The organism is Paenibacillus apis, from assembly GCF_018333295.1.
Lineage (GTDB): Bacteria > Bacillota > Bacilli > Paenibacillales > Paenibacillaceae > Fontibacillus > Fontibacillus antibioticophila.
This window is the reverse complement of the sequence record NZ_BORS01000008.1, coordinates 14,876-40,639: the sequence shown is the minus strand read 5'-3', so window position 1 is coordinate 40,639 and position 25,764 is coordinate 14,876. Positions and strand designations below refer to the sequence as shown.

Genomic DNA, 25,764 nt, shown 5'->3' with positions numbered 1-25,764 from the left:
CAGGACCATGAAAACCTGAAATTGAGTAATTGTGGGTTTACACCATTGGATAGTAACGAGGTTATTGGAGATAAATTATGGCCTATTATTAAAGGAATTATTATGACTAGTTAGAGAACAATCAGAGCCTTATAGTAGAAGGGTGCTATTTGTTTCCACATTATTTGAAAGAAATAGAAACAATTTACCCGGGAGAGATTATTTCAGTTTTCCTTGGATTTACCAATAAATATATTAATGAGAAATTTACATACATAATTAATAACAGAAACGCTATAGAAACACGGGGCTATCAAGAGGAACGGATAATTAATGATTTTATTAATGAACACAACGAATTCAGAATAATATGCCAAGAAGCTAAGGTTAAATATTTTGAAATCGATCAAGATTATGAAGAAGATATAAAAATGATATATGACTATATAGAAGATAAGATAAGAATGCTAGCTGAAATTGCTGATCGTTAAATACATAGAACAGAGGTAATTATTATGAAAGAATATTGGAATAACAGATTTATTCATGAAGGGCATATTTGGGGGAGACAACCAAGTAAAACAGTAATCGACGCAAAGAGAATTTTTGCGCTGAATAGTGTTAAAACAGTTTTAGTTCCGGGAGCAGGGTACGGAAGGAATACAAAAATTCTATCTGATACCTTTCAAGTCGATGCAATTGAAATCTCATCCGAAGCGGTTTTACTTGGAAGACAATGGGATACTGGAAGTCACTTTATTGAAGGATCCATATTTGATTTATCATTTAATAACAAAAGATATGATGCAATCTATTGTTATGACCTTATTCATTTATTTACTAAGTCGGAGAGAATGAGACTCATCAAAACATGTATCCAGCAATTAAATGAGGGCGGGATATATTATTTTACGTGTTTTTCAAATGAAGATGAGTCTTTTGGTGTGGGTAAGGAAGTCGAATATAATACTTTTGAATATAAGAAGGGAAAGATATCGCACTTTTTTGATGAAGATGACTTAATCAATCATTTCAGTGAAACGGAAATAAAAGAAATAGGGGAAGTAGAAGAAGTTTTCGAATACTCAAATGACGTTTCTAGAACTTATAAACTCAGATATATCTATGGAAGAAGTAACAGTAATACCTCAAAAGTCTGATCTTTATGAAGACGATATCTATGAGAAGAATCCAATGAAAATAGTTATTCGAGAGATTCCCGAGGAAGAGCCCTACATCTGATAACACCGTAGTATAATTAGCGTCAACTTTTTGTACGCCTTTCTGTAAGTGCGTTCGAAAGTATGACGCTTTTTGTATGAGCATTACACATAATGTGGAACATGAACAATTGCAATAACATGCTTATAGGTGAAAAGCATAGTCAACATCAGATTACCAGAATTAATGCACCCGCACTCTAGTAAACAGCCATCCGCCTGCCGCGAATAGAAGGTAAAGCAAGAGGTTGAAGCTGACACCAAGCAAAAGCGAGTCGTTGAACAACAACGTTCGGAAAAAAGAGACGACATGAACTCGCAATGAAGGAATCGCCGTTCCGAGCGGAATCGCTGCTAGGATCAGCGCGGACAACAACCAGCCTACAGGGTTGGAATACCCCGATGCAAGCATACTAAGAAGCGCCATGGCCATCAGGTAAAAAGCTGTCTGATAGAGGAACGATCCTGTGAAGCCAAAGTCGTTCCAATGAAAGGCGTCGACTAAATCAACGGTACCGGAATAATTGTGAAATACATGCATTTGCAGCAGAATCCAAAGGGAGTTGAGCAAAGCAACGGTCGCCGCCCAGACGGCATAAACGCCATGCAGCCCCCTGAAATATTGCGCTCTGCTAGCGCCTAAATGAACAATGCGTCTGTAATAGCTTAATGGCAGCACGATAGCTATCAGCGGCAACAGGATAATGAGCATATTAGCCTCGGAAAGGCGGGATATCCCGCTGCTGTCTGTGAGGGAAGTAACGATAAGTTCGGCAGTTCTGCCAAGCAAGATAATCATTAAGACAAACCAAACATACATTTTGAGCTGTCTGTAAGTTGATTTCAAATAAACGGCCAAAGTATCCAAATCAGAGACCCCCTTCAATCAAATACAGGAATAACTTTTGAAGACTCAGCGCCTCGATCGAAATATCCAATTCGCGGGCTTGCCGGAAGTCTGTATCAGCAAGCTGTTCGTAAATAGCAGCAAGCGTGCCCCGTCCATAGGCCTCGTGGTATAAAACGCGCTTGCTTTCCGTAAACGAAGCGACAGCCTCTGCATTTCCCCGAAGGAGATAGGCGGACATGCGTATCTTCTCCATGTCATCCTGCAGCAGGAGTGAGCCTGATTCAAGGATGAAGATGTGTTCCGCAACAGGTGCAATTTCGTCGATCAAATGCGTGGACAGCAAAATCGTGCGTGGATGATTGGCGTAATCCTCCAACAGTGTCTTGTAGAACCGCTCCCTCATTAAGACGTCAAGCCCCAGCACGGGCTCATCGTATAAGGTTAATGAGGCCCGGCTTGCAAGGCCGACTATATTTCCGATCAGCGACTGGGTACCTCTTGAAAGCTGCCGGATCTTTTTGTCCGGATCGACCAGAAAAAGGTCCAGCAGTTCCCGGGCGTAGTTCCAATCCCATTGGGGATGGAAATTCGCGGCAACCTGCAAAGCCTCGATCACCCGTGCTTCCCCGAAGTGCCGATATTGATCGCGGACATAACAAAAGTTCTCCGGCAGTTCTCTTTTGCCGAGCCGCTTTCCGTTAACCTGGATCGTGCCGGAATCCGCCGCGATTCCGCCCGCAATGATATTCAGTAAAGTAGTCTTGCCGGCGCCATTCCGCCCAAGCAAGCCGTAAATCACGTTTTCCTCCAACTGCAAATCCAAATTCCGCAATGCGGCGATAGTGCCGTAGGATTTGGTCAAATTGCCGCAAGCCAAGGCTATACTCACGGATTTCAGTCCTTTCTCATCTGTTTGATCATGGCAATGATTTCGTTGGTTGTCAGTCCAAGCTTATCGGCCTCGCTCAGCAGACTCGTCAGCATTTCCTTATAAAAACGATCTCTACGCTTCAACTGAATTTTCTCTTTTGCATCTGCCGAAACAAACATGCCAAGTCCTCTTTTTTTGTACAAAATTCCTTCATTTACGAGCAAGGCTATCCCTTTCACCACGGTTGCCGGATTGATTTGAAGCAGCTGGGAAAACTGGGCAACGGAAAGAATCTGTTCGTCCACGCGGAACGTGCCGTTCAGAATATCATCCTCTATTATATGGGCGACTTGCTGAAAAATCGGTAGATTATCATCGAAAGTGATGGTCATAGCTTCACCATTCGTCCTATTAGTATGTTACTCATCTAACATACCATAAGGGATGCAGAATCAATTGTCAATAGTGGATTGAAGCATGGAAAATAAACCAGAAGAGTCTGTTGACAGGGAAATGAATATGCATTACAGTATGCTACATAGGTAACATACTATCATGCCGATATACCAAAGCGAAGGATAAACCCGAATGACGCGGAAGTTTCCGCACAGACAATCAAAGGAGATGGAGAACGTGAATAAGCTGATTGAATTCAAAAACGTGACAAAAGAATACAAAATGGGCGAGGTATCGATCAAAGCGCTGGATGGAATTGATTTTTCCATATCGGAAGGGGAATTTGTTGTTGTTTTGGGGGCAAGCGGAGCCGGCAAAAGTACGATTCTCAATATATTAGGCGGCATGGATACAGCTTCCTCGGGCCAAGTTCTTGTGGGCAGGCAAGAAGTTACGAAATTAAACGAAAAGAATTTAACCCGATATCGCGGCGAAAAGATTGGTTTTGTCTTTCAGTTCTATAATCTGATCCCGAACCTGAACGCATTGGAAAATGTCGAATTTGCAGCCGAGGTTTGCAAGGACCATCTGGATGCCAAGAGTATTTTGCAGAAAGTAGGATTAAGCAGCCGGATTAAAAACTTTCCTTCCCAGCTCTCCGGAGGCGAGCAGCAGCGGGTGGCGATTGCCAGGGCCGTTGCCAAAAATCCGCTGCTTCTGCTCTGCGACGAACCAACCGGGGCATTGGATTATGTGACGGGAAAAGCCGTGTTGAAGCTTCTGGAGGACTTAAACAGAGAAATGAAAAAATGCATTGTTCTGGTTACGCATAATTCAGCGATCGCTCAGATGGCGGACAAAATCATTAAGGTAAAGAGCGGAAAGATTGAAAGCATTACAATCAATGAAAACAGACAAAGCGCCGAAGGGATTGAGTGGTAAGCATGAAGCTTTTTTATAAATTACTCCGGGATATTAAACAGTCGGCAGGGCAGTTTCTCTCTTTCGTGCTGGTTGTCGCCGTAGGCGCCTTTTTCTACACGGGACTAGCCACCTTGAGCAATGATTTGAGCGATTATTCGGAGGTATATTTCGAAGAACATAATTTAAGCGACCTGAAAGTGTTCTACCGCGAAATCTCCCAAGAGGAGATCGCGGAGTTAAGTCAAGCGGAAGGGATTCAAAAGCTGGAGGGACGCTATACCTTTGACGCCACGGAAGCCTTCGAAGGCTACAGCGCGTCGTTCATCATTCATTCCATACCCGAAAACAACGAAATCAATACGATCGCTTTAACCGAAGGCGCTCTTCCGTCAAGCAAAGGCGAGATTCTGGTGGATTCCCGCTATGCTGGGGAGCATCACTATGCGGTTGGCGATCAAATCACGATGAACGTCCATGAAACGGAGCATGCCTTTACCATCAGCGGCTTGGGCGAAAACGTGGAGCACGTGAAAAAGAGCAATACGCAGGATCATAAAAACTATGGAATTGCCTATATTGCGGAAGAAAGCATACCCGATATTACAGGGCGTTTGTTCTACAATGAGGTATTGGTCGATGCCCAAAATGATTACGATGTCGAACAACTCGGCAAGTCTATTGAGGCACAGTCCGCAGAACTTTCCTACTTGGGCCAAGAGAGCAAGGAACGTGCATACGGCTATTCGCTTTTGAAGGATACGCGGCATAATAATAGCCTGATGAGCAAGGTGATACCTCTCGTGCTTTTTATAATCGAAGCCATAATCTTGTGCCTGGCCATGTCCAGAATGATTGAATCTGAGCGAAATCAGGTTGGCATCATGAAAGCTTTGGGCACAAAAAACAGCAGCATTATGCTTCATTATATGGGCTATCCCGTGTTGGTTAGTATAATTGGGTCTGTTGTAGGCTATGTCATTTCAGCGCTGGTATTTGTTCCTCTCATCATAAACTCCAATGCAAGGTCTTATTCGTTGCCGGGTATTGAATTTTCCCAATCGCTGGATCTAATCTTGCCGCCAATCCTTATTTCCAGTTTATTCGGAATCATTGCTTGCTATATTAGCGGAAGGAATGTATTGAAGGAGCGCGCAGCCCAGGCGATGCGCCCCAAACCGCCAAAATCGATGAAAGCCATATTCATCGAAAGAATTCCCGGCCTTTGGAACCGCCTGCCATATAACTATAAGCTCATTTTGCGAAATATCTTTTTGAATAAACGGAAAGTGCTGGCGAGTTCAATTGGCGTTATGGTTAGCACGGTGTTGTTGATTACGGCATTTGGCACGCAAGCTTCTTTGCAACAAGTGGCGAGTCAGTTCGAGAAGGTATACTCCTACGACTTGCGGGTTGATTACAAAACGAGCGAAGCCCTGGATGACCTTACTCTCCCTGACGGTGTTGCAAGCCATTATGCTTTGTCTTCTTATCCCATTGAATTGAAGAAGGATGAGCAAATCGAAACAGCTTCCTTAATAGTGACGGAACAGGATAACGAGCTTATTCATTTTTTTGATAAAGACGGAAATCCTTTGCGCTTGGAGAATAATGGCGTGATCGTGCCTGGGTCGTATGCGGACCAAATGGGCATTGCGGAAGGGGAGTTCATTGCTATTATTTTTAAAAGTCCAGGGCTGGACAACAAAACTGTAGAAATGAAGGTTTTAAAAATCTCTACGCAATATTCCAACCCGGCTTTTTATATCACGCAAGACTATTTGACAAGCTTTGGACTGGACTACGAGCCGACTACGCTTTTGGTGGAAGCTGATCCTTCGGCAGATGTGGATGTCATTCGCGACTATTTTGGGCAGGATCAAAGGGTGGCCGCTTTGACCGGTATGGACGATGTTCGGAAAGAAGCCCGCTATATTTTGCAGCAAAACAGCTTTCCTTTTATTGCGTTTATCGTCTGCGCCGTATTCCTTTCGTTTGGTGCCATTTATACCATATCGTCCATCAACATCTTCGAGAGGAACCGAGAGCTTGCAACACTTAAAGTATTGGGTTATTACAGAAACAAAATTAACCGGCTTATCTTTTTTGAAAATATCATCATTACGACGTTGGCTGTGCTAGTTGCTTTCCCGATCTGCGGATATGTATATGAGCTGGTTGTAAAAGCGTTGTCGAGCACCCATCAGCAAATTCCGGATCAATTGAATATTGCCATCGTATTGGTAGCGGCACTGGTTGCATTTATGCTCACCATCATGGCCAATCTGCTGCTCAGACGAAAAGTAACCCGCATCCATATGATTGAATCCTTGAAAGGTTTGGAATAGCACTCCATTCATAAGAATAGCGATTTGGCGATTGTTCTTCATCATCATGGTAGATGATGGTACAATAGGTAGGACAATTGAATCTTGGGTAGGCATGGTTTCCCTTCGAAAGGAAGTGAGGCCGTGGAAGTAAAGAATGCATTGACGATATCAATTCTAACAACAATAGAAAGTAAAAACCCACCCCTAGGTTGACGCCAAAGGTGGGTTTTTATGTCCATTCGACCAAGAAGGGATCTGTATAAAGATCCTGAAATAAGAATGCAATTTATCACCCGATTAGAAACAAGTTTTTTTACAATCTGCAACGTAAAATTAATTATTAAATACAAACAGAGGATGAATAATGAAAATAAAAGTTGCGTTTTCTATCCTATTATTGATTTTATTGGCTTCCATTGGCAGTATGGTCTATTACAACATAAATTATAAAACTTTTGATGAAGCAATAAGTGAATCCAACGTTTCTATTGATGAAGTTTTCCATACTACTGACTATAAAGGGCACACTATCATTTTTTATGGAGAAAGAGATACATTATCAGTTGGATTAATTGAAAAGACACTTTTTGGATATCGTTGGAGTATTGGAGTAGGAAGTAAGATGTTCAACGAAGAAAATCAAAGGATCACGAGTATGTTTAGCAACTTACATCCAAGAGAAATACGATCTGACGATGACCTTGTTCCTTTAGTATTTGGTATTATTTATGACGATTCAATAGACAAGATAAAAATAAAATATAAAGACCAAAATATCACCGAAGCAACAATTATTGAGACAAGTAAAGGTCGTATTTGGTATTGTTTCTCAGATACACCTATCAATTATGATCCGGAGGTTCAAATGACATATAGGGATGGTACAGCAATTTGAAGGTAATTTATTCGCAACGTCTTGTTGCTCGAAGGGAAGGAATCCATGAGGCACGGTGATTTGCTTGGAATGGGTAATACAGCAAATGTTTATCAATGGGGAAATACGGAGGCCATAAAGATCTTTCATGATCAGGAGCGTTCAAGATATGAAGCAAGCAAAGAAGCCAAGAATGCAGAAATTATAAATAATTTAAATTTAAGAGCACCAAGATTTTGTGGAACATTGGAATATGAGGGAAAGCAGTGTCTTCTTTATGAAAGAATTAACGGTCCTACAATGCTTATGCAAATAGCGCCTACCATCTCCAGTATTTCTTACTACGCCAAACAATTAGCACAACTTCAAGTTGAAATACATCAAGTAAAAGTAGGAATTCAACCAAATTTAAAAACCGAATTATCTAGTAAAATATTTTCTCATGAAATAATAAGTGAAGGTGAGAAACAAGTAATTAAAGAGATTTTAGAGCATCTCCCTGAGAGCAATACTCTTTGCCATTATGATTTTCACCCTGGAAATATCATTCTATCTTCTGAAGGTCCAATTATCATTGACTGGTTGAATGCACTGGTTGGTCATGAGGCAGCTGATGTGGCAAGAACTTCAATGATGCTTCAATCTAATACCTTACCGCCAAATGCTCCTGAGATTTTAATAAGAAGAGAGCTTCGAGAGTTGTTCCATGAAGAATATGTAAAAGAATATGTCATGTTAAGCGGGAAGGAATATGAAGAGATAACGAATTGGACAGTACCCACCTTAGCATATCGGATCGGAGAAATGAATGGTTCGAATCAAATTGAGGTGTTGTCAAAGTTAAGAATGGGTTTAAAAAACCTTAGATAGCTCTTATCTTAGGCCCGGTCTTTTCGTAAATATAAGATATCGCAGCAGGATATAAAGGAGAGCTTCCGGAGACCCTACAAAGATAGAAATGAGATGAAAAGGAGAAGGGAGCTATGAAGCCTGATGAAATTCTGGAAATTCATAAGCATCGCCCATTTGAGCTGCCGGAGGGCAGCTGGGTGATGAGGCAGGTCTGGCATGATCTTCTATTTGCTCATTGGCCAATCGAGAAAGAGCTGATTACTCCCCATATTCCAAAGGATCTTCAGTTGGATCTTTGGCAAGGAGCTGCCTGGGTTACTATTTCGCCGTTTTACATTCGACCATTACATATTCGGTGGCTTCCACCGCCCCCATTTGTCCGTTCTTTTTTAGAATTTAATATGAGGACCTACGTCACTTATAAAAATAGGCCGGGTATTTATTTGCTCAGTGTAGATGCTTCGAGCCGGCTTGCAGTCGAGGCTGCAAGATTTGCCGGACTGCCTTATTTGAACGCGGATATGAGTATGAAGCAGAGGGACGGAATGTTTTACTATGCCAGTGAGAGGAAAGATAGACGAGGAGAATCTGCGAGCTTTAAGGGGATATATTATCCAACCAGCAGTGAGGTTTTCCATGCATCTCATAATTCACAACTATATTGGCTTACAGAGAGATATCGTCTATATACCCAGAAAAGAAACGGCGTAATGTTGGCAATCGATATTCATCACATACCCTGGCCGCTTCAAACCGCCGAATTAACGATTGAAAAAAATTCAATCGGTGAGGTGCTTGAAATTAAACCTCCAAACAGCAAAAAGCCGATATTAACCTACTCAGGTCGCCAAGATGTTTTGATCTGGCCGCCCAAGAAAGTAGAAAGCCGTGAATGAAAGAAAGAACTGCATATAACAGGAGGTGTACTTTCATGGAAAAAAGAAAGTTAATAAGTTTATTTGATAAACAAGCAGTGCAATATGACAAAAATAGAGAAAACCCAACACAAGCACGTTGGCGTAAAAAACTTTTAAGCCATGCCGGGGGTGAGGTGCTTGAACTTGCGGTGGGGGCAGGCGCTAATTTCCCGTTTTATCCTCCAGAGATAAAGCTTACTGCGGCTGACTTTAGTGAGATGATGATCGAAAAAGCCCAACTGGCAGCAAAGCACTATCGCATGAATGCAGATTTTATTTGTGCTGACATTGAAGAAATGGACTTTTCCGAGCAATCCTTCGATACAATTATTTCGACTTTATCATTTTGCAGCTACAACAATCCGCTAATGGTGTTGGATAAAATCAACCGTTGGTGCAAGCCTGACGGGAAAATCCTGCTAATTGAACATGGGATTAGTTCTAACTACGTGGTCTCCATGATCCAAAAGCTCCTTAATCCACTTTTATACCGCAGTTATGGATGTCATCATACCCGGGATATTCTTGGACTGATCCAAGAATCGGGTATTCGAATCGAGAAAGCAGAAAGCTACTGGTTCAATATGGTTCATCTTGTTTGGGCAAAACCGACCCCTCAATTTTAGCTTTTAATTGTTGAAACCATTCTATATTAACCAAGTGATGAGAACGGGAATTTTCGTTCATAAGGCGGTAGTAATCGGTCGTACCGGGAACTTCCTGTGAGTTGGACAGGTATTCATCAAGAAGAGCAATTCGCGTCTTAGTCTGGTCGATTTGAGATTGAATCAGCTCCAGCAATTTGTTTTTGTCGTATTCATTTGCAAATAGCAGTGCCCCATAAAATTGTAGGTTTACATATTCCGATTTGGTCCCGTATTTGACCATTAATTTTTCGAATTCAGCTCTTCCCGCTTTAGTGATATTATAGCTCCGAATTTCGCGCCCGCTGGTTGAGGGTTTCTGCTGGATCTGTTCAATCCAACCCTTTTCTTCAAGTTGCTGAAGATTATAATAAAACGAGCCCTTCGTGAAGTTTACAATGTACTTGTAATGGCGTTTTTCCATGAATGCCAGTAGTTCGTAGCCGTGAGCGCCGGGGTTTTGAATGAGCAAGCCAAGAACGAGTAAAGGGATCAAGACTGCATCACCTTCGCCATCTGTGCCTCAAATTCCGCATAAGTGATTTTACCCGAGGCCAAATCTAGGCTATGAAGGTAAATCTGTTCTGTTTTCGAATAGTCACACGACACGCTAAGCGACTGCTCCTCCCCGGGAATGGGTTCCAGGACATGACATTTTTTTGAAAACGCCTCGAAATAGCGGTAGCCGAATTTGCGTTGCGAGACCGCATCTAAATGAATGCCATCCGGGTTCGCGGTCAAATCTGCAGCCGTTACAAAATAACAATTATGCTGTTCGCTGGCAAAGTGCTTCAATTGTTCATTGACTTGCAGATACTCTGTTGCATGCTGTCCGAAACCGGTCTTCCCAAGGAAATCACCTAGTCCGCCTATAATCAACGGTACCTCTTTAAGATTCAGCTCGTTTCTTAGAGTCTCGATGATGTTCTTTAGTTTCTCGTAATAAGTTTCGTACAGCGAACCATAACTGTCGCTTTCCCCCTGGTGCCAAAGTATTCCGGAAATTTGACTGGAGCGCTGGGCGAAGCGGGCTTCGGACAAAGCATGCTGAAAAAGTACTCCCTCCGGATGCCAGTCATTTAAAGAACTGCCACCTTCCGCACAAGGAATCAGACCAATTTCTTGATCGGGATTAGCTTTCGACCACGCATTGGCAAAAGAGGCTGCCAAGCTTACACCTGAAACCGGGCGGTCGTAATTAATAGGCTCTGTCATCATCTGCCACTGTCCATTTCGCAGCATTTTTATTTTTTCGTTATAGATAGGATCGACTTCATGTAAAAATCCACGGCCTGCCATATTCGACTGACCTAACATTAAAAATGACTTGATCATTATTTGTTACTCCTTTACTTCTTGACTATAGTCTAATTAGACTAAAGTCAGTATATAGTCTAGTTAGACTATAGTCAAATGTCCAATGAATACCGAGAGGGAGATAGATCAAAAAGCCGTAAACATTGTAAATCAAAGCTTTTGGTATAATTATGTTTGAACGTCTTGTAAAATAAATAGGGAGAAGAATTATGGGACTTATAAATTATGGGACTTATAATTGAAGGAATTGAAAAAGAGCTAAGAAGAGAGAGGTTTTATAGATGATCTATCTAAGAAAATTAGCACATGAAGAACCTGAAGAGATCTATCAAATGATATTAGAGATTGGTGCCGGGGAGAACGGATTCGTTAATAGTTTACGGTCTAGTGATTTTGAAGAGTTTAAGCAGAAGCTGAAAAAGAACGATGATATTTCTAACGGCATCAACCTGGAAGAAGGACTGGTGCCCCAAACGATCTATTGGTTTTATGATCATGATCGGCCGGTTGGATATGGGAAGCTTAGGCATAAGCTTAATGAAAAATTACTGGAGCACGGAGGGCATATAGGGTATGTGATTCGTCCTACAGCAAGAAATAGGGGCTATGGAAAGCAGGCATTAACAGAGCTGGTAAAACAGGCTCATCTCATGGGAATTAAGGAAATTTTGCTAACCTGTGATGAAGCTAATATGGCCTCGAGGAGAATTATCGAGTTCAATGGCGGCGTTATGAGTGAACTGAAGGAAGGATCCTGTAAGTACTGGATCAGATGAAGCTGAAATTCCGAGAGCTTGATCAAAGAAAGCAAAGGATGGTGCGGAAATGCCTTTCTCATTTGAAATTCTCAGAGAGCGTATTGAGCGGATAGCTGAGCGCATTGAAGAGATAGGGGGGATGGTTAGAGAAATTACTATCAAAGATCCTGCCAAGCAGAAACAAATAGATTTAGTAGAGCAAAAGTTGGGTGTTCGACTGCCGTTGAGCTTTAAATATACGCTGTTGCATTTCTCCGCTGAGTTTAGCTTTCGCTGGTTCTTTCCGGATGACTATCAATTGCCTGAAAAATATAAAGGAATTTTCTGCGGGACACCAAATTGGAGCTTGAATAATCTTATCCGATTTGAGGAGAAGCGACAAGGGTGGATCGAGCATGTCTTTCCGAATCCCGAGGATAAGTACGATAAAGTATGGCACAACAAGTTAGCATTCTTGGAAGTCGGGAATGGGGATTACTTTGCATTTGATCTGAGTGAAAAGGGGAAGCATCCGATTGTGTATTTAAGCCATGACGATGGGGCAGGGCACGGATACATCATAGCAAATGACTTTATGGAGCTGTTGGATCATTGGTCAAGAGTCTGCTTTGTAGGTGCCGAGGACTGGCAGTGGATCCCCTTTGTACAATCTCGTGAAAGTGGTATTTTGCCAGATAGTGAGTCCGCCATTGAATTTAGAAAGCAATTAGATATTACGCTTTAGAGCATACAAGTCGAATTATTAGAAAGCAGCCACTTGAGCTGCTTTTATTTTGCTTTACGCACCTTTTCACGACTCCAGCAATGGAAATTTGTTGGTTACGGTCAGATGAGACAAAGAAGAAAAAGACGTACTCCATTACAGATCATGAGCAGTTCATAGTTGCCGTATTTCGAAATGATACTCATGTATATAAATTAGTCTGCCATGGAGGTTTGATTAAATAATTCTGATAGGTGATTGGAGAGTCACCATCCATGCGCGTTAGCAGAAAACGCTTGACCTTGCCCTAAGGGCAAAGTGTAGGGTATGAATAGAACAATACGATTGGTAAAGCAGAGGTGATGTTGTGTTATCGATAGGAGAATTCTCAAGGATCAGCAAGGTGTCTACAAAGACGCTTCGTTACTATGCTGAAATAGGGCTCCTTTTGCCGGATGAAATCAACCCTAAGAGCGGGTATCGGTATTATTCTATCGACCAATTAGAAACGATGTTATTTATCAACCGCCTGAAATCATACCGTGTTTCCTTAGAAGAAATTAAAAAAATCCTTGAATCGGAGGAATCTCAAGACGAACTACTTTATTTGGCGCTTACTAGAAAGAAAAAAGAAATTGAGAAACAAATGCAAGAATTTCAAAAAAACTTAGGCCAACTAAATGAGGATCTATCAAATTTGAAGCAAGGCAAGTCGATCATGTCTTATCTGGAAAACATTGATATTCAACTTGTGGAGATCCCCATGATGTATCTTCTATCTATCCGAAAATTGGTTCATGAATGTGATTTTGCAGAAGAGTACGGCAATTGCTTTGGTCAATTATTTAGGGAAATTGCAGATGAGAGATTAACGATGCTGGCTCCGCCAATGGTGCTTTTTCACAGTGCGGAATTTAGCCCATATGGCTTGGATACTGAATTTGCAATTCCGGTAAAGGAGTATGTGACTGGGACAAGGGATTTTTACCCGGGCCTATGTTTGAAAACAGTTCTATATGGCTCTTATTCTGATCTATCTTCAGTTTATACGAAGCAGCGAGAGTGGGCAGAGAAGGAAGACTATGAGTCCAGCGATGCCCTTTATGAAGTATATGTAACAGACCCTTCTCAAATATCAGAAGAAAGCGAGCTCATTACTGAAATTTATTATCCTGTCAGAAAGAAAGTGTGAAGACACTGGAAGGAGAAAGTGCTATGAATCAAGAAAAAGTGGCCGCGTTGGAAAAGAAAATAAATCACGATTATGGCAACATTGCTGGCATAGTTATACTAAAGGACGGTACGACATGTTATGAACATTACTTTAATGAATGCACCCCCGATAGCCGGATTCATGTCTATTCCGTAACAAAAAGCATTGTTTCCCTATTGATCGGGATTGCTATGGACAAAGGGTACATCAAAAGTATCGACCAGAAAGTACTAGATTTTTTCCCGGATTATACAGTTAGAAGAAGAGAAAGAACAATCCAGCAGGTTACTCTTAGGCATTTGCTAACCATGACAGCGCCGTACAAATATAAGCTTTTTACACCGTACATAAAGTATTTCACAAGTGATAACTCGGTACAATTCACACTCGATCTGTTAGGAGGAAGGGGGGAGATTGGGAACTTTAGATACACCCCCCTTATAGGACCAGATATTTTGTCGGGCATTCTTGTAAAAGCAACGGGTCAATCGGTGCTTGAGTTCGCGACCGAAAATGTATTCTCACCCATGGGAATTACTGTTGAGCGCAATGTGATCTTCCATAATAAAAAGGAGCAGCTCGCATTTAATCAAGCTAAGCATATTAGCGGCTGGGTTGCTGATCAGGCCGGGATAAATACAGCAGGCTGGGGGCTTTCCTTGAGTCCTGTGGATATGGCAAAAATAGGGCTGCTCTACTTGAACAACGGAAAATGGGGGGATACACAAGTTGTATCGACGTCATGGATAGAGGAGAGTACAAGGGAACATAGCCGATGGAAAAAAGTCAATCTCCCATATGGATATTTATGGTGGATTGTCGATGATAAAGAACATGCCTGTGCGGCTATGGGAGATGGAGGGAATGTTATTTATTTTAATAAGAAGAATAGAATCGTGGTGTCTATTGCTTCCTTTTTTAAGCCGCGGGTGAAGGACAGAATAGAACTTATCAAGGAGCATATTGAGCCAATATTTTCATAGGTCAGGGGATGATTGAGCAAGGTAATAGATATTACGAATTTTTAGAGTAATTTCTTTAAAAAAGGAGGTACAGCAATTTCTCATTGCTATGCCTCCTTTACATATAGCTTTTCCGTTACCGGGAAGAAATGACCTGATTTAGAAACCTCTCTGCATCACGATTGAATTTCCAGGTGATCCCGAATTTATCCACTAGCATACCGAAGCACGAAGACCATGGGACATTGGATAGAGGCATGATAACAAAACCACCGGCGGCTAAGTTGTCAAAATAATGCTCCAAGGCCTGCTTGTCATCAATAATGATGCTGATAAGCACGTTATTTCCCTTTACCAATTCACCTGTAGTACTCTTCATCGAAGGCAAGATATCGGACATCATGAGTTTCCCGCCCGCAAATTCGATCGATGACTCCATGATCATATTCAACTCATTTTCCGGCATCGGAAAGCTGGGGTCCTGCGGAATATCCTTGAATTTCACCTTTTTGACTTCATTGGCCTGCAAAGCCTCCGAATAGAAATCAATCACTTCTTCTGTGTTCCCATCAAAGTTTAAGTATGCAATAACTGACATATGACAACCTCCTTCTTGTTATGAATGAAGTATAAGCTATAATAGATGACAGCTAATATGTCACCTTTTTAGACTGAAAGCCAAAAAATAATGATTTACTTGCGAACGGATGGGGAAGATGGGAAAAACCGAACGACTGATTTCTATAGTAATGATCTTACTGCAAAAAGAAATCGTATCTGCATCAGAATTTGCCAAGCTATTCCATGTATCCAAAAGAACGATTCTTCGTGATATGGAAGCCTTAAGCATGTCCAATATTCCCATCTATGCTATCAATGGCGTAAATGGGGGTTATGGCATCATGGAGGAGTATAAATTGGATAAGCGGCTTTTAAGCAGCCAGGATCTAGAGAACATCCTTACAGCGCTAAGCGGGCTGGAGCAAATTTTGTTCAGCCAAGAGGTCGAATTAACCATCCGAAAAATTGCGTCCATGGTTCATGCGAACGCGCAACAAAGCTCAATTCATTTGTCCTTTTATGATTGGAAGGGCCGCGCTGAAATTTTGCAGGTCTTGAGAACATGTCAGGACGCCATTAATCAAGGCCGACTGGTCTCCTTTGATTACATCGATAAGGATGGGAAGAGCACGAAACGAATGGTGGAGCCCTACCTGCTTCATTTTAGCGAAATGAGCTGGTATTTGAGGGGATTCTGTCTGGAGCGCAGGGGATACCGAACCTTTAAGCTGTCCAGAACCGAGCATCTTCACATGGAGTCGAAGACCTTTTCCCCTAGGGAGGATGTAGCACATGATTTGGCCGAAGCGCGGTATCAACCGCAATTAATCGAAGTCAAAGCATGGATTAAGCCCGCTATACGGGATCAGTTTATCGAGCGATATGGCCGGAATAGTGTTATAAGCCTTGAAGACGAATCCTTATTGGCAACATTCCAGGTGCCCCATAGCCCAATCGGATTTCAACTGATCGCCGGCTTCGGAACGAATCTGAGAATCATCGAACCTGCGGCTTTTGCCGAGGAATTTCGGGCATTTTTATCTAGTATGCTTGAACAATATGATCAGGTAAAATGACCCACAAGAGGATCACTTGGAATATAAGTGGTCTTCTTATGGGTCATCATGTTGGCTTAGAGCTTGAAGGTGGATACGGATTGTTGAAGCTCTTCGGCTACTTGGGCTAGGGACTGGGCTGTGGCAGCCGTTTCTTCACTGCTGGCAGCCGCTTCCTCAGTTGTTGCTGAGATGTTCTCAATTGCAGTAAGAACTGTAGAGGTCTGGGCAGCCTGCTGTTCACTGGCGGCAGCAATCTCCATTACCTTTTGGCCTGCTTCATTGACATAATTAACGATGTGTCCAAAGGACTCTCCGGTACGTTCAGACAATTCCGCGCTGTCATGTACGGATTTTACGCTGGCACGTGTATTTTCCTGCATGCCTTTAATAATACCTGTAATCTGCTTGGTTGCTTCGCCGCTACGTTCGGCAAGCTTTCGCACTTCATCGGCGACTACCGCGAACCCGCGCCCCTGCTCGCCAGCTCTTGCTGCTTCAATTGCCGCATTAAGCGCAAGCAAGTTGGTTTGATCTGCAATATCCTCAATCACACTAATAATTTCGCCAACCCTCTGCGAATCATCTTCCAATCTCGTCATTTGCAGACTTACTGATTTCATGCTTTCGCTGGAGGTTTGAACAACATGGCTTCCTTCCTCAGCGATACGCACGGTTTCATTAGACAGTTCGGAGGCCAGCTCGGTGTTACGGGCTACGGCGTGTATCGCTGCAGACAAGTCCTTGAACAATTCATTCATCGTCTGAGCATCACTCGCCTGACTTGCATTTCCGCTGGCAATTTCCTCCGTGCTGGCAGAGATTTGCTGAGAGGCTGCAGCGAGGCTTTGAGCATGGCTCAAAATGTTACCGACAGTGTCCCGCAAGCTTAAGACCATATTATTCATTCCTTGAGCAAGCTGCCCGATCTCATCTTTAGTGGAGATGTCAAGAGTGTTCCGGAGATTTCCACCAGCTACTTGCTGGACAAGTTGAGTGACTCGTGCAAGAGGTCTGGCAATGATCTGCGCAATAATATAACCCAGGAGAATAGAGATTACGGCAGAAATAGCAATTACAGCTATGGAGATATTTCTAGAGGAGGTATAGGTTGCCTCTCCAGCATCCTTTGTCGCGTCCGCCTCCGCCATATTAATGTCGATCAAATCATACAACAGGTCTCTGATTTTATCACCGACATCGCCCAACTCGTTCTTGATCAATTGTTCCATTTCTTGTTTTTGGTTGTTGCTGCTCATTTCCACTGCTTGATCTAGCAGCCCCAGATATTCATTCCATAGTCCGTCGAACGGTTCTAGAGCGGCTTTGGATTCCTCGCTGAGGAGCGTACTTCGAAAGGCATTCATATTATTCAGCAGTTCTTTCTTTTCTATTTCCAGTTGATTGATGTCTTCCTCTTCAGCCGCTTTGTTGTCTGCCATATAGATGCTTCTAACGAGAACCCGCATACGCGTGTAGCCGATCTGTGCAGATTGCACGGATTGTAGAGGAATAAGCCCGTCATCGTACATCGACTTCAGGGACCCGTTCAGCTTGCTTAAATTGGTGAGACTATATACTCCAACAAAAGCGAGAATCAGCGATACTAGCAAAAATGCGGAAATCAGCTTTACACTGGTCTTCAAATTGTAGAAAAATTTCATGTGATGTTCCTCCAGGTTCGTTGGGTAGTCTATGCGTTGCCGGATAACTTAATAATTGTTTCGACATCAAGAATAAGGGCTACATTACCGCTGCCTAAAATCGTTGCTCCTGAAATCCCGTCAGTTCTGGCGATAAAGCTGCCAAGACTCTTGATCACGATCTCCTGATTTCCGATTAACTCATCCACTGCCAGTGCGACTCGCTTTTCAGCCCTTCCGATAATAACCATGGGCAAATAGTTGCGAGCTGGAGAATGCGGGTATTGAAAATGTTCCTGCAGCCAGACGACAGGAATGACTTGTTGCCGGATTTTTATAACAGGCTCTCCTTGCAGCCTTTTGATTTCATCTGTTTCGACCCGTGTAATCTCCGCAACGCTGCTCATAGGAATAATAAAGGTCCGTCCGCTGATTTTTACGAGCAATCCTGTAACAATGGCTAAAGTAAGGGGGAGGCGGATCTGGAATACGGTGCCTTCACCCTTGACCGTCTCAATATCAATCATGCCGCTCATGCGTTCAATATTATTGCGAACAATGTCCATGCCCACCCCGCGGCCGGAGACTTCACTCACCTCGGCGGCAGTTGAAAATCCCGGTCTGAAGATGAGATGAAGAGCTTCATCATCACTCAAGCGCTGGGCTTCAGCCTGTGATAGGATTCCTTTCTGGACGGCTGATAAACGAAGCTTGTCTGCGTCCATTCCAGCTCCGTCATCTCGAATGGAGATCACAACATGGTTATCCTGATGTATAGCGGATATGGTGACTGTGCCGCGCTCGCTTTTACCGATCAACCGTCTTTGCTCCGGCCGCTCGATCCCATGATCAACCGCGTTACGGATCAGGTGGATCAGAGGGTCGCCGATCTCTTCTATGAGGTTGCGGTCCAGCTCGGTATCTTTCCCTTGCAAAATAAGGTCAACCTGTTTGCCCAAAGATTCGGATAAATCTCTAACCATACGCGGAAAACGGCTGTACAGCTGCTCAATTGGAAACATCCGGGCTTTCATTACACCGTCCTGCAATTCGCTGGTGAGCAAGCTCAAATGGTCCGAAAGCTGAACCAGCTCTTCAACAAGCTCATCAGCACCGAATTTTTGTCTGAACAGTTGCTTGATCTGCTGAAATCTCGTCTGATCAATCACAAGCTCACCAGCGAGATTCATCAAATGATCCAAGCGTTCGATATTCACCCGGATGGTTGGGGATTTACTCTTTGTCCCCGGCATTTCAGAGCGCTGCAAGAGAGAAGGATCCGCAGCCTCCGGCAACAGCTCCTTTGGTGCTTCCGCGTTACCTGGAATATCAGAGAGCAGGAAGGGGAGGACGTCTACCGTTTCCACATCCAATATTGCACTCACGCTCTTTTTAAGTCCGTGATCATCCAGGTCATTAGAGGCCAGAATCCATGTAACTTCATGGATTTCCTCTTCCTTAAGCGATTCCCAGCTCGGGGGATCGCTGTCTACCATCGTGCCATAGTTCCTAAGTTCCGTCTCGACCAGATACATTCGCGGCAGCCTCATCTGTGCGTGGGGAGAAAGGGACACCCTGATCGAAAACAACTTTTTTCCGGCTTGTATTGCTTGTTTGACATGCTGCTTCAGACGTTCATGCCATTCTGGAGAAACTGCATTTTTTTCAAATGCTTCGGCTTCTGAGGCTTCGAGTAGGCTGTACTGCTGAAGCTCCTGCAGAAGGGATGAAATATCTGCTGTTTCGGAATCGGTCTGGATGATTTCATCTTGAAGTCCTTTCATGACATCGAGTCCTGTGAACATCAGGTTAATTAAGGGCTTGGCCACAGATAGCTGTCCATTTCTTACTTGATCCAGAAGATGCTCAACATGATGAGTCACTTCCTTCATCTTGTGATATCCCATCGCGGCGGAAGAGCCCTTTAAGGTGTGCGCAGCGCGAAACAGCCGATCAATAGCGCTATCGGCAGGCCCTTCCCGCTCAAGACGTAATACTTCTTCTTCAATAAGCTGAAGCTGTTCATCCAATTCTTCTAAGTATAATTCGCGGTAGTCCGACAAATTGGTCACGAATGTTCCTCCTAGCTGTCTCCGAGAAGCACCTCATCTAGTTTTAGAATTCCTACCAGGCTCCCGTCTGACGCCAACCCAATACCTGTAAAAAAACTACCGCTTACCTGAGCGATCTTATCCGGAGGGGGTTGAATATCACTGAAGGTGGTCACCTTGCTGACTTTATCCACAATGATTCCTACTGCTTCTTCCTTGTGATTGGCAACCACGATGCGTGTAGCTTTCGTGAATTCATCGGGTTCCAGCATAAATAGGCTCCTTAGACTAATGACAGGTACGATTTTTCCCCGCAAGTTAATCACACCCTGGACATAAGGGTAGCTGTTAGGGATATCTGTTATGGCTTGCATCTTAATAATCTCATGAATTTCGGAGATCGTGATCGCATAGTTCTCACTGTCTACACAAAACTCGATATACTGCTCCTGATCTGTTGATTGCATTTCTCAGTTTCCTACCTTTCCTGATTTCACCCAAGATAAGAGTTGTCCGAATCGAACAGCTCAAGTGCTACCCGGGTAATGTCCGGATCGAACTGGATGGCACTATTGCGCTGCAATTCCTGTTTGACCTGTTCGAGCGTCAAATTTGGACGGTATGGTCGTTCGCTCATCATTGCGTCATAGGCGTCAGCTATGGAACAGATGCGAGCTAGTAAGGGGATCTCCTGCTCTTTAAGCCCGGAAGGATACCCATACCCGTCCCAACGTTCATGATGATGAAGAATCACTTCGAAGACGGATTCCTCAAAATCAGAAATGTTATGTAAAAGATCCGCACCTACCTGCGGGTGAAGCTTAATAATTCGCCATTGCTGCGTGGAAAGGGGGGCTGTTTGCTCCAGCACACTTATGGGCAGCATGATTTTACCCAGATCATGAAGAAAACAGCCGCGCAATAAATTCTCTTTCTCACAAGTTCCCAGATTCATCTTCGTGGCGATTCGTTCTGCGAATATAGCTACCCGAATACTATGTTGATAGATTTCAGGACGATGTTTTTGCATAAAGTTCATGAGGTGAATCAGAGGAGTAGATTCTTGGTATATTACGGACTGTCGGTCGATTAATTCTTGCAAAGGGCTCAATATGGTTCTCCTTTCCTGTGAGATACATGAAAACAGAATCCGACGATGTGATCAGCGAGACAGTCAAAAAAACCTCCTTTTCCTAGTAAATTCAATCACTTGCGGTCTTTGCATGCCTTTATTCCGATGACTTGCGACGTGTCAAGTTTCAAAATCAAGTAAATATCGACCTGGATAGGTCGTATAATGATAATTATCCGACAAAAATTCAGGGGGACACATGAATGACTACTACTAACAACATGATTCTTGCAGATTCGTTCGCTTTGCTTCATTCGGATTCAAAGGGCCTTAGTGACGATAAGATCGTCAACATGTTTTTAAGTGCCTGCTGTACAGCAGAAAATACGAAGAGGAGCTACTTAAGAGCTATTCATTGTTTTCGGGAATTCATTGGGTTCAAGAAGCTTGATACGGTAACATGGAGGGAAATTGAGTCATTTAAGCTTTATCTGCAGCAGCGTGAGAAGTTAAGTTCAAAAAGCTCGCTGGCGCCAGCGAGCATCGCGGCTTTTATTGCTCCACTGAAATCATTATATAGATGGGGGAGCGATGAAAACGTCGGGCTCTTTAAAAGTAATCCTACATCTAATGTGCGCCTTCCTGTTGTACAGGTAACAAGCCACCGGAATTTTTTAACTAAAAAAGAGGTAGGGTTGCTGCTGAAGTATCTGCAGCAGGATAGTCAAAGGAATTACTTGATCGGGCTATCCCTCGTATTGCTTGGTTTACGTGTGTCAGAGCTCAGTTCGATCTGTTGGGGGAATTTTCACAGTGATCCTTTAGAATCGAGTGTGTGGCTTACGCTTCAATATACAAAGGGCGGAAAAACAAGGGAAGTTAAGGTGCCCGAAAGTTTATGGAACATATTTTTGGATTACGCAACACGTATGTTCGGAGACTCTGTTCCTCCTGCAACGTTCAGATTGTTTCCAATCTCCACAAGACAAATTGAACGAATTATTCGCAAGGCTGGAGAAAGAAGCGGGATAACGAAAAAGCTGACGCCGCACTGGCTGAGACATACAAACGCTACCTTGGCATTACTTGGGGGAGCATCGCTTCAGCAAGTGCAAGAAACGCTAGGTCATTCACATATTAATACGACACAGCGATATTTGCATACTGTGGAGCAAATGAAGAAGGCGGCCCCGGATTATGTACATGATACGCTGCGGGAAATTATTTACTAATGCTCTATGCAAAGTAGGTTGTTTGTCCTATAATTTGATTAATCACTCCAACAAAAAACGGTCTTTTTATACATTTTTGCCCATGACATTTGTCGGATAATTATCATTATACGACCTATTTCGACATTCTCGACATTCCATTCCTAAAATTTAAACTTCCCAAAAATTACCTTGTCATAGAAAGGTCCGGAACTGTCACGAGTGCTATGAAAGAAAAACAGAAAAAGATCTATAGCAAGCACTCAACGTGCATTACACCAGTTCTTCTACCTGTGAATCAGCTTTGCGAGCCTCAGTTTATTGAATAGCTAAATACAGACATGGCCGTCCAAGGGCCGTGTCTTTTTTTGGCAGAATTAATTTGTATAAAAATGAACCTATTCATGATTTGTGACAATGTATAAATGAATGCGTGTATAGAGAGGAGGAGTTACTTGGAAATTGATGAGTTGATCGAACTGGTGGAGCTGCACGGTAAGGCGGTTTATGGCTTTTGTTACAATCTGACCAGAAACAAGGAAGACGCGGACGATTTGTATCAAGATACTTTTCTGAAGGCCGCTGAATTAAGACACAAGATGGATATGTCGGGCAATCCAAAAGCTTTCCTGATCTCCTTCCGAGCCCGAGTACGGACAAGATCCGTTTTTTATATCTCCGTTGATAAAAGGGCAGAAGCCTTGGGTGGTCAATATCGCAACGATGAATGGCGGGTACAGTGATACTGTTATGGATGGTGTGATGTATAGAATGATTGAATGCGATCAGGTAGAGGTATTTGCAGACAGAGGGGTGTACTTGGCAATTAGCAGCGGGACTTCGTTCTATAGCAACGAGGCGTTTAGGTTCGATGAGAATACAGGTGAGGTTCATGTAAGAGAGGACTACTCGAAGGCCTCACTTTTGTTCGATCTTCCTCTTGATCCGGCAAAGGCAGATCGTCAAACCGCAGAGACTTATTTGAAGGAATTGCTGAACAACTCTACATCTACGCAGAACACGGAAAATCATGAATACTCAGGGAGTATGGAGGATGCGGCTTGGGTTAGCTGGATTGAGGAATTGCGGGCCAAAATCCGCAACGGTGAGCAGGTAGGCGAGACGATTACCGATTCGATCAAGGAAGTGACCTATGATGCCTCTGGGAATATCACGTATACTTACGGAGACTTAACTGCAACCATTTCCCTTGAAAATTTATTCGAAGAGGGACAGACCGGATTTACGGATCGGCGGCTCCCAATTAGCAGGAACGGGGATGACTATAGAGCCATGCTCTTCCACAAAGATGAGAATGGCGTGATTACCGGAAGAATTGTTGAAATTGAAATAGAATAGTCTACTGGAATTAGCGAGCCCAATCCTTGGAGCTCGCCTTTTTTATCGAAGGAATACAGAATGCCATTTCCTTATACTAATCTTCCTTAAATCCTTCCCCATGCACATCATGCACATCGTTGATGATAATGAATGCCCGGGGGTCGACCGATTTGGCGATTTGATGAAGGCGGCGGATTTCCGGACGGGAGACGACGCAGTATGCCATGTATTTGGATTGCTTGGAGTAGGCGCCGATCGCCGGGATCAAGGTCACTCCCCGATCCATTTCCTTCGTAATCATATCCGCAATGTCCGGAGCATGATCACTAATAATGGTAAAGGCCTTGGCCGAGTATGCCCCCTCCTGGATAAAGTCGATGACTTTGGAAGCGATGAATACCGCGACAAGGGTGTATAAAATATTTTCCTTCGCTACATAGAAAAGTGACAGCGCAATAATGATAATATCGATGGTCAGAATGACCTGTCCCATACTGAAGCCGTATTTGCGGTTCAGAATTCGCGCTACAATATCGGATCCGCCCGTCGTGCCGCCGAATCGAAATACAATGCCAAGTCCGGCGCCAAGCGTTACACCTGCATAGAGAGAGGCCAGAATGAAATCCGTTTCGAAGGTTTCGATCCAGCCGTGCTCAATCATCTTTTCGAAGATCCATAAGAAAAAGGACAGCGAACCGATCCCGATTCCGGTATAAACAATCTGGCGTCCGCCAAGAATTTTCCATCCCAGAAAGAATAGCGGGATATTCAGAAGCAAATTGGAGAACGATGGTGAAATACCAAAAGCGTATTTGAGCAGGATCGTGATTCCGGTCACCCCTCCCTCCATAAGCTGGTTGGGTATAATAAAATAGAGAAGTCCGAAGGCATAGATTGCGGTTCCCAATAAAATAGGAAGCACCGTTTTCACGACTCCCGATACTTTAAATGAATTCATTAATTTCATCCCTCACCTATCCATAAAAGTGAATTTTTCGCATACTTACTTAGTATATCTTTTTTTCGTGCGATTAAAAATGATTTGTCTTCAAAACTGCTTTGCGATAACATAGGGATGAAACTCACAACTTGCGGAGGAATGTCGGATGGAAGAGAAGTCTCTCGCCGAAATGCAGCGGGAAGTGGACCGATACATATCGCAGTTTAAGGAGGGCTATTTCAGTCCGCTTGCATTGATGGCTAGAATGAGTGAAGAAGTCGGAGAGTTGGCCCGAGAGGTCAATCATAGCTATGGCGAGAAGAAGAAAAAAGCAGACGAAGCGGATAATTCCATTGAATTGGAGCTTGGGGACATTATGTTTATCACCATGTGCTTCGCCAATTCGCTGGGCATCGATCTGACGGAAGCTCACAATAAGGTGATGCATAAATTCAATACCCGCGATGCGAATCGGTGGACTCCTAAGGACACCGAATAAGGACCTCTGTCATATGCTGTACTGTGAACAGCCCATGACAGGGGGAAAGCAGATGAAGGCGGAGGACTATCTTAAGAAGGCATACCGCAGCATTTACAATAATGATTTTGAACAGGCGATATCCTGGTTTGACCAGGCGCTCGCGATTGAGCCGGATAACGCAGATATTCATTATCGGTGCTCCATTACATGTGCGCGAAGCAACAGGCTGGACAAAGCCATTGCCCACGCCAGACTCGCATTCGCATTAATGCCTGCGCAGGAGGAATATAAGCTGCATTTTGACCGGATACAAGCCAAGGAGCTAACACAGCTGGCCAAGAAGCGTTTGGATTCTTCCTCTAGCAGCTCGTCACAGGGAAGCAATTCATCATCCGCGATTCGACTGTTGAAGCGGGCCGTCCAGCTGGATCCGCTATCTGTAGATTCACAGGTGTGGTTAGCTATTGCCTATGCCGAGACGGGTCAATATGTGAATGCGCTGAAGGCGCTTCGGGATGCATCGTCACTGCCCCAGGATGAAGCGGTGGCGACACAGCTTCGAGAACTGGAGCAAAGAATACGCAAAACCATGAAAACTTAGT

General features: G+C 43.4%; 29 protein-coding genes. 18 read left to right on the top strand and 11 right to left on the bottom strand.

The window, feature by feature from the left end:
• Positions 1-149 precede the first annotated feature (149 nt).
• On the top strand, positions 150-470 hold the full coding sequence (locus tag KI362_RS12690) for a hypothetical protein (protein ID WP_301627517.1): 321 nt from the start codon (positions 150-152) through the stop codon (positions 468-470).
• Positions 471-494: 24 nt separating this feature from the next.
• Entirely contained in the window at positions 495-1,139 is a 645-nt protein-coding gene (locus KI362_RS12685) for a class I SAM-dependent methyltransferase (RefSeq protein ID WP_301627516.1), read from the top strand.
• A 244-nt stretch (positions 1,140-1,383) separates the two neighbouring features.
• Here the strand turns inward: KI362_RS12685 and KI362_RS12680 are convergent, their stop codons facing one another.
• From KI362_RS12680 to KI362_RS12670, 3 genes are read right to left on the bottom strand one after another with little or no spacing between them, the layout of a single operon-like run.
• On the bottom strand, positions 1,384-2,067 hold the full coding sequence (locus KI362_RS12680; RefSeq protein ID WP_301627515.1) for a hypothetical protein: 684 nt from the start codon (positions 2,065-2,067) through the stop codon (positions 1,384-1,386).
• Between the two features lies 1 nt (position 2,068).
• Entirely contained in the window at positions 2,069-2,938 is an 870-nt protein-coding gene (locus KI362_RS12675) for an ATP-binding cassette domain-containing protein (RefSeq protein WP_301627514.1), read from the bottom strand.
• A gap of 5 nt (positions 2,939-2,943) precedes the next feature.
• A complete protein-coding gene (locus KI362_RS12670) occupies positions 2,944-3,312 on the bottom strand; it encodes a GntR family transcriptional regulator (protein WP_301627513.1) in 369 nt (122 codons plus the stop codon).
• 241 nt (positions 3,313-3,553) lie between these two features.
• On the opposite strand from KI362_RS12670, the gene KI362_RS12665 reads away from it, so the two are divergent.
• The 6 genes from KI362_RS12665 (at position 3,554) to KI362_RS12640 (ending at position 9,836) form a co-directional block, all read left to right on the top strand.
• Positions 3,554-4,258, top strand: a complete 705-nt coding sequence (locus tag KI362_RS12665; protein WP_301627512.1) for an ABC transporter ATP-binding protein — start codon at positions 3,554-3,556, stop codon at positions 4,256-4,258.
• A gap of 2 nt (positions 4,259-4,260) precedes the next feature.
• The gene (locus KI362_RS12660) at positions 4,261-6,585 is read left to right on the top strand and encodes an ABC transporter permease (RefSeq protein WP_301627511.1); all 2,325 of its coding nucleotides are present in this window, start codon (positions 4,261-4,263) and stop codon (positions 6,583-6,585) included.
• A gap of 346 nt (positions 6,586-6,931) precedes the next feature.
• On the top strand, positions 6,932-7,462 hold the full coding sequence (locus KI362_RS12655; RefSeq protein ID WP_301627510.1) for a hypothetical protein: 531 nt from the start codon (positions 6,932-6,934) through the stop codon (positions 7,460-7,462).
• A gap of 69 nt (positions 7,463-7,531) precedes the next feature.
• A complete protein-coding gene (locus KI362_RS12650) occupies positions 7,532-8,311 on the top strand; it encodes a phosphotransferase family protein (RefSeq protein ID WP_301627509.1) in 780 nt (259 codons plus the stop codon).
• A gap of 113 nt (positions 8,312-8,424) precedes the next feature.
• Positions 8,425-9,189: a YqjF family protein gene (locus tag KI362_RS12645; RefSeq protein ID WP_301627508.1), complete on the top strand. Its 765-nt coding sequence runs from the start codon at positions 8,425-8,427 to the stop codon at positions 9,187-9,189.
• A gap of 35 nt (positions 9,190-9,224) precedes the next feature.
• Entirely contained in the window at positions 9,225-9,836 is a 612-nt protein-coding gene (locus KI362_RS12640; RefSeq protein ID WP_301627507.1) for a class I SAM-dependent methyltransferase, read from the top strand.
• On the opposite strand, the gene KI362_RS12635 is transcribed toward KI362_RS12640, so the two are convergent.
• On the bottom strand, positions 9,790-10,350 hold the full coding sequence (locus tag KI362_RS12635) for a PadR family transcriptional regulator (protein WP_301627506.1): 561 nt from the start codon (positions 10,348-10,350) through the stop codon (positions 9,790-9,792). The two genes, KI362_RS12640 and KI362_RS12635, sit on opposite strands and share 47 nt — an antisense overlap.
• The gene (locus KI362_RS12630; protein WP_301627505.1) at positions 10,347-11,189 is read right to left on the bottom strand and encodes a sialate O-acetylesterase; all 843 of its coding nucleotides are present in this window, start codon (positions 11,187-11,189) and stop codon (positions 10,347-10,349) included. The genes KI362_RS12635 and KI362_RS12630 overlap by 4 nt, the downstream gene beginning before the upstream one ends.
• A gap of 263 nt (positions 11,190-11,452) precedes the next feature.
• Between KI362_RS12630 and KI362_RS12625 the strand changes: the two genes are divergently transcribed.
• From KI362_RS12625 to KI362_RS12610, 4 genes are all read left to right on the top strand, one after another.
• Entirely contained in the window at positions 11,453-11,947 is a 495-nt protein-coding gene (locus KI362_RS12625) for a GNAT family N-acetyltransferase (RefSeq protein WP_301627504.1), read from the top strand.
• Positions 11,948-11,996: 49 nt separating this feature from the next.
• The gene (locus tag KI362_RS12620) at positions 11,997-12,653 is read left to right on the top strand and encodes an SMI1/KNR4 family protein (protein WP_301627503.1); all 657 of its coding nucleotides are present in this window, start codon (positions 11,997-11,999) and stop codon (positions 12,651-12,653) included.
• Positions 12,654-12,999: 346 nt separating this feature from the next.
• Complete coding sequence (locus KI362_RS12615; RefSeq protein WP_301627502.1) at positions 13,000-13,824, top strand: MerR family transcriptional regulator; 825 nt, start codon at positions 13,000-13,002, stop codon at positions 13,822-13,824.
• Between the two features lie 23 nt (positions 13,825-13,847).
• Positions 13,848-14,828, top strand: a complete 981-nt coding sequence (locus KI362_RS12610; RefSeq protein WP_301627501.1) for a serine hydrolase domain-containing protein — start codon at positions 13,848-13,850, stop codon at positions 14,826-14,828.
• A 115-nt stretch (positions 14,829-14,943) separates the two neighbouring features.
• On the opposite strand, the gene KI362_RS12605 is transcribed toward KI362_RS12610, so the two are convergent.
• Positions 14,944-15,405 (bottom strand): VOC family protein, encoded by a 462-nt coding sequence (locus tag KI362_RS12605; RefSeq protein WP_301627500.1) that lies wholly within the window; start codon positions 15,403-15,405, stop codon positions 14,944-14,946.
• A 118-nt stretch (positions 15,406-15,523) separates the two neighbouring features.
• Here KI362_RS12605 and KI362_RS12600 point away from each other — a divergent pair, with 118 nt between their 5' ends.
• Positions 15,524-16,444: a helix-turn-helix transcriptional regulator gene (locus tag KI362_RS12600; RefSeq protein WP_301627499.1), complete on the top strand. Its 921-nt coding sequence runs from the start codon at positions 15,524-15,526 to the stop codon at positions 16,442-16,444.
• 56 nt (positions 16,445-16,500) lie between these two features.
• Here the strand turns inward: KI362_RS12600 and KI362_RS12595 are convergent, their stop codons facing one another.
• The 4 genes from KI362_RS12595 to KI362_RS12580 are packed head-to-tail and all read right to left on the bottom strand — an operon-like array spanning position 16,501 to position 21,147.
• Positions 16,501-18,087 carry a methyl-accepting chemotaxis protein gene (locus KI362_RS12595; protein ID WP_301627498.1) on the bottom strand — a complete coding sequence of 529 codons (1,587 nt, stop codon included), beginning with the start codon at positions 18,085-18,087 and terminating at the stop codon, positions 16,501-16,503.
• 29 nt (positions 18,088-18,116) lie between these two features.
• Positions 18,117-20,138 carry a chemotaxis protein CheA gene (locus tag KI362_RS12590; protein WP_301627497.1) on the bottom strand — a complete coding sequence of 674 codons (2,022 nt, stop codon included), beginning with the start codon at positions 20,136-20,138 and terminating at the stop codon, positions 18,117-18,119.
• Between the two features lie 11 nt (positions 20,139-20,149).
• A complete protein-coding gene (locus KI362_RS12585) occupies positions 20,150-20,584 on the bottom strand; it encodes a chemotaxis protein CheW (protein ID WP_301627496.1) in 435 nt (144 codons plus the stop codon).
• A gap of 26 nt (positions 20,585-20,610) precedes the next feature.
• Positions 20,611-21,147, bottom strand: a complete 537-nt coding sequence (locus KI362_RS12580; RefSeq protein WP_301627495.1) for an HD-GYP domain-containing protein — start codon at positions 21,145-21,147, stop codon at positions 20,611-20,613.
• A 305-nt stretch (positions 21,148-21,452) separates the two neighbouring features.
• Here KI362_RS12580 and KI362_RS12575 point away from each other — a divergent pair, with 305 nt between their 5' ends.
• From KI362_RS12575 to KI362_RS12565, 3 genes are all read left to right on the top strand, one after another.
• Positions 21,453-22,421 (top strand): tyrosine-type recombinase/integrase, encoded by a 969-nt coding sequence (locus KI362_RS12575; protein WP_301627494.1) that lies wholly within the window; start codon positions 21,453-21,455, stop codon positions 22,419-22,421.
• A 434-nt stretch (positions 22,422-22,855) separates the two neighbouring features.
• The gene (locus KI362_RS12570) at positions 22,856-23,143 is read left to right on the top strand and encodes an RNA polymerase sigma factor (protein ID WP_301627493.1); all 288 of its coding nucleotides are present in this window, start codon (positions 22,856-22,858) and stop codon (positions 23,141-23,143) included.
• Positions 23,144-23,162: 19 nt separating this feature from the next.
• Positions 23,163-23,759, top strand: coding sequence for a hypothetical protein (locus KI362_RS12565; protein ID WP_301627492.1), 597 nt, complete (start codon positions 23,163-23,165; stop codon positions 23,757-23,759).
• A gap of 76 nt (positions 23,760-23,835) precedes the next feature.
• Here the strand turns inward: KI362_RS12565 and KI362_RS12560 are convergent, their stop codons facing one another.
• Complete coding sequence (locus tag KI362_RS12560) at positions 23,836-24,699, bottom strand: YitT family protein (protein ID WP_044478913.1); 864 nt, start codon at positions 24,697-24,699, stop codon at positions 23,836-23,838.
• A gap of 148 nt (positions 24,700-24,847) precedes the next feature.
• On the opposite strand from KI362_RS12560, the gene KI362_RS12555 reads away from it, so the two are divergent.
• Together KI362_RS12555 and KI362_RS12550 are read left to right on the top strand one after the other, a co-directional pair.
• Positions 24,848-25,180, top strand: coding sequence for a nucleotide pyrophosphohydrolase (locus tag KI362_RS12555; RefSeq protein ID WP_301627491.1), 333 nt, complete (start codon positions 24,848-24,850; stop codon positions 25,178-25,180).
• 52 nt (positions 25,181-25,232) lie between these two features.
• Positions 25,233-25,763, top strand: a complete 531-nt coding sequence (locus KI362_RS12550) for a tetratricopeptide repeat protein (protein WP_301627490.1) — start codon at positions 25,233-25,235, stop codon at positions 25,761-25,763.
• The last annotated feature ends 1 nt before the right edge of the window (position 25,764 follow it).